The organism is Acidobacteriota bacterium (genome assembly GCA_030774055.1).
In the GTDB taxonomy this organism is placed as follows: Bacteria; Acidobacteriota; Terriglobia; order Terriglobales; family Acidobacteriaceae; genus JACPNR01.
In genome coordinates, this window is sequence record JALYLW010000066.1 from 1 (window position 1) to 4158 (window position 4158).

The window sequence follows — 4158 nt, forward strand, 5'->3', positions numbered from 1 at the left end:
CGAGACGCCCGCGCTTCGTTGGTTGCGTAACCCTGAAGCGGGTCAGATGTCCAGGTTCTTTACGTCCAACGCGTTCTCTTCGATGAACTTGCGGCGCGCTTCCACGTCTTCGCCCATCAGCGTGGTGAAGATGGCTTCGCATTCGGCGATGTCCTCGAGCTTCACTTCGAGCAGCGTGCGTTTTTCCGGCTGCATGGTCGTATCCCAGAGCTGTTCGCTGGTCATCTCGCCCAGGCCCTTGTAGCGCTGCACGGTGAAATCTTTTTTGCCTTCATTGAGGACGTACGCGAAGAGCTCGCGCGCGTTCGGCTTCTCGACCACTTCCTCGGGCGCGGCTTTCTTCTTCGCGGCCGCGACCTTGGGGGTCTTCTTGGCCATCTTCTCGCGCTCATCGCGCTCGGCGTCTGACTCGGGCTCGTCGCCGTTGGTCTCCGCCGCAGCGCCCTTGGGAATGCTCTGGATGACGAACGGCGGCTCCATGTAGCTCTCGATCTGCTTGTACTTCGAGATCATCTGGCGATACTCGGGCGAGCTGATGAGCGACCAGTTGATCTTGCGTTCGGCGCCCTGGGAATCCACCATGACGACCTGCCACAAGTTGTGCTCATCGTCGTAGCTGGTAGAGACGGACTTGTAGCCCTGTTCTTTGGCGAGCGCCTTGAGCTGTTTTTCCAGCTTCTCGATCTTCTTCGACGGCGTCTTCTTATCGCCCTCGAAGTCGGCGCGCTGTGCCAGCCCAACGTGCGGCAGCAGGTCGGTGGCTTTCTCGTCGCGCAGGCGCTTGTCCACTTTCTCGAAGAAGCGGAGGTATTCGTCGAGCGTGGTCATGAACTTCGCCAGTTCGGGGCCCTCGAGCTTGGCCGCGCCCTCGCCGTAGCGGACGATGATGCCCTCCGACGCGCGCTTGACCATCACTTTGACGAACTCGCGATCGTCTTTGATGTACTGCATCGACTTGCCCTTCTTGATGGAGTAGAGCGGCGGCTGCGCGATAAAGACGTGTCCGCGCTTGATGAGCTCCTGCATGTGGCGGAAGAAGAAAGTGAGCAGCAGGGTGCGGATGTGCGAGCCGTCCACGTCCGCATCGGTCATGAGGATGACTTTGCCGTAGCGCAGCTTGGCCGGATCGAAATCGTCCGTGCCGATGCCGCAGCCGAGCGCGGTGATCATCGCGCGGATCTCCTCGTGGCCAAGCATCTTGTCGTAGCGCGCTTTTTCCACGTTGAGGATCTTGCCCTTGAGCGGCAGGATGGCCTGGAACCGGCGATCGCGGCCCTGCTTGGCGGTGCCGCCGGCGGATTCGCCCTCCACCAGGAACAGTTCGCAGCGGTTGGGATCGCGTTCGGAACAGTCGGCGAGCTTGCCCGGCAGGCCACCGCCATCGAGCGCGCCCTTGCGGCGGGTAAGGTCGCGGGCCTTGCGCGCGGCCTCGCGCGCGCGGGCCGCGTCGATGGCCTTGTTGATGATCTTGCGCGCGACCGTCTGATTCTGCTCGAAGAAGGCGCCCAGGCGCTCGTTCACGAAGGCTTGCACCACGCCGGCGATATCGGAGTTGAGCTTGCCCTTGGTCTGGCCTTCGAACTGCGGCTGCGAGAGCTTCACGCTGATCACCGCGACCAGGCCTTCGCGGACGTCGTCACCGGTCAGCGACTCCTTCACGTCCTTGAACAGGCCCAGCTGCTGCCCGGCGTAGTTGATGGTGCGGGTGAGCGAGGTGCGGAAGCCCGAGAGATGCGAGCCGCCGTCGATGGTGTTGATGTTGTTGGCGAAGGAGAAGACGGTCTCGGAGTATCCGTCGTTGTATTGCAGCGCGATCTCCATGGCCACGCTGGAGCGCTCGGCTTCCATGTAGATGGGCTTATCGTGCAACACCTGCTTGCCGCGGTTGAGGTGCTTGATGAACTCGGCGATGCCGCCGGTGTACTTGAACTCCACGCGCTTGGGCTCGCCCGTCTTGGAATCGGCGTTGCGTTCGTCGGTGAGCGTGATGAGCAAACCCTTATTGAGGAATGCCAGCTCACGCAGCCGGTTGGAGAGCGTATCGAAGTTGTACTGCGTGGCCGAGAAGATCTCACGGTCGGGCAGGAAGTGCACCTGGGTGCCGCGCTTCTTGGTGGAGCCCGTCTTCTTCAGCTTGGTGGTGGGCTCACCCTTGGAGTAGGACTGCTCCCACACCGCGCCATCGCGCCAGATCTCGAGATCGAGCTGATGCGAGAGCGCGTTCACCACCGAGACGCCCACACCGTGCAGTCCGCCAGAGACTTTGTAGGTGTTGGAATCGAATTTGCCGCCCGCGTGCAGCTTGGTCATCACGACCTGCGCGGCGGGAAGTTTTTCGTCGTCCACGTCCATCATCTCCACCGGGATGCCGCGGCCGTTGTCGACCACGGTGATGGAATTGTCGATGTGGATGGTGACGTCGATCTGGTCGGCGTGGCCGGCAAGCGCTTCGTCGACCGAGTTGTCGACGACTTCGTAGACCAGGTGGTGCAATCCGAGATCGCCGGTCGAGCCGATGTACATCGCGGGCCGTTTGCGCACCGCTTCCATGCCGCCGAGGACCTTGATGGAGTCAGCGGTGTAATCGCCATTGCCGCCGCCGGCGCTCTTTTTCGCTCTCGGCTTCGACTTCGTCGCGGACTCTGACTCGGGCTTGCTCTCTGTTTTTGCCATTTTTGCGGTCGCGACCGCGGACTCTTTAAGCGACATGCCCACCCTTTTTCTGAACCGTATAAAGACCGTCTTCGAGCGTGGTGCGGGCGCCGTTTCTACCCGCCCCTAACGATTACAACTTGTTGATTATTAAGTCACTTACTGGACGCTCGCGTACCCTAGATTATAGCATACGAAGCCCCCAGGACGAGCCGCGGAACCAGCCCGGCGGAGAGGGGATTCCGGCGTTGTTTTGCACGGTACATGGCCTTTTGTACTTGCCTAAAAAACGGGGGTTGCCCGTATACTCCCGGCGGCGGACAACCCGCCTCGCATTTCACCATAGACCCCAGAATCACAAGGAGATTTACCGTGAAGAACATCCTCCGCGCTGCGCTCGTCGTGTTCTCGCTCGCCGGCATCTACGCTGGCATCTCTGCACCCACCCCGGCTGCGAACCAACCGAAGCCTGCGATCACGCTTTCGGAAGGCTCTGAGCCGACGCCGACGACGCTGCCTCCAGCGCCGAAGCCGCCTAGCCCCAAGACCACCTAAGGGTTTAGCCCAGGGGTAAGGGCGGTATCAATTTAGCTATTGCTGGCCGCTATCGGCGGGAGTAGGATTCGTCTCCCTCGGAGGCAGGCCCATGTCCGCTCAGGCTATCGGATACGTATTCTGGTTGCTCGGCGCGTCCGCGCTCACGTCGCTGTGTGTCTTCCTGTGGCGCAAGAACCTGCGCCAGCAGTATCCGTTGTTCTTCAGTTATTGCGCCTTCCACGTCGCGAGCAGCGTGGTGCTTTTCATCATCGACCGCACGGCGGGCGCGAGCTCCGCGCAATACTTCTACGCCTACTGGAGCATCAACGCGGTACGCGTTGGGATCGGCTTTGCGGTGATCTACGAACTCTTCCACGTGGCGCTCAAGCCCTATCACGCGCTGCGCGACCTCGGCACCATGCTCTTCGTGTGGGCGGGCGTGATCATGCTGCTGGTCGGCGTGCTCACTGCCATGAATGGGAGCGCCCCCAACGAAGCCAGCCGCGTGATCGCGGGCGTGTTGGACCTGGAGCGCAGCGTGCGCCTGGCGCAGTGCGGCCTGCTCCTCTTCCTGTTGTTGTTCGGATCGAAGCTCGGCCTCACCATGCGGCACCGCACCTTTGGCATCGCGATGGGCATCGGGGTGTATGCCGTCACCGACCTGCTTTTTGTGAACCTGCGCGCGCACTTCGGGCCGGAGTGGGCGACGGTCTATAGCCTGCTGCGCTCGACGGTCTGGGTGTCGTCGTGCGGCATCTGGCTCTTCTATGTGGTGCGTCCGGAGCCGGCGGTGGTCACACTGCCGAGCATGGCGCGGACGCGTCCCATCCTGCAGCGCTGGAACGAAGCGCTGGCCGAGGCCTCCGCCGGATACGGCTCGGGCTCGCCGCGCATCGATACGCCCGACCCATTCACCTCGACGGTGGAGAAGACGGTCGAACGCGTGTTGCGCCGCGATATCCGCTGAGT

Annotated in this window: 3 protein-coding genes; 2 read left to right on the top strand and 1 reads right to left on the bottom strand. The window is 62.0% G+C overall.

Features of this window, described 5'->3' with window-relative positions; genetic code table 11:
* Window positions 1-42: 42 nt before the first annotated feature.
* Window positions 43-2673, bottom strand: a complete 2631-nt coding sequence (gene gyrB / locus M3P27_05015) for a DNA topoisomerase (ATP-hydrolyzing) subunit B (GenBank protein ID MDP9267671.1) — start codon at window positions 2671-2673, stop codon at window positions 43-45.
* A gap of 351 nt (window positions 2674-3024) precedes the next feature.
* Between gyrB and M3P27_05020 the strand changes: the two genes are divergently transcribed.
* Both M3P27_05020 and M3P27_05025 read left to right on the top strand, forming a co-directional pair.
* Window positions 3025-3207: a hypothetical protein gene (locus M3P27_05020; GenBank protein ID MDP9267672.1), complete on the top strand. Its 183-nt coding sequence runs from the start codon at window positions 3025-3027 to the stop codon at window positions 3205-3207.
* Between the two features lie 91 nt (window positions 3208-3298).
* Window positions 3299-4156, top strand: coding sequence for a hypothetical protein (locus M3P27_05025; GenBank protein ID MDP9267673.1), 858 nt, complete (start codon window positions 3299-3301; stop codon window positions 4154-4156).
* Window positions 4157-4158: the final 2 nt, after the last annotated feature.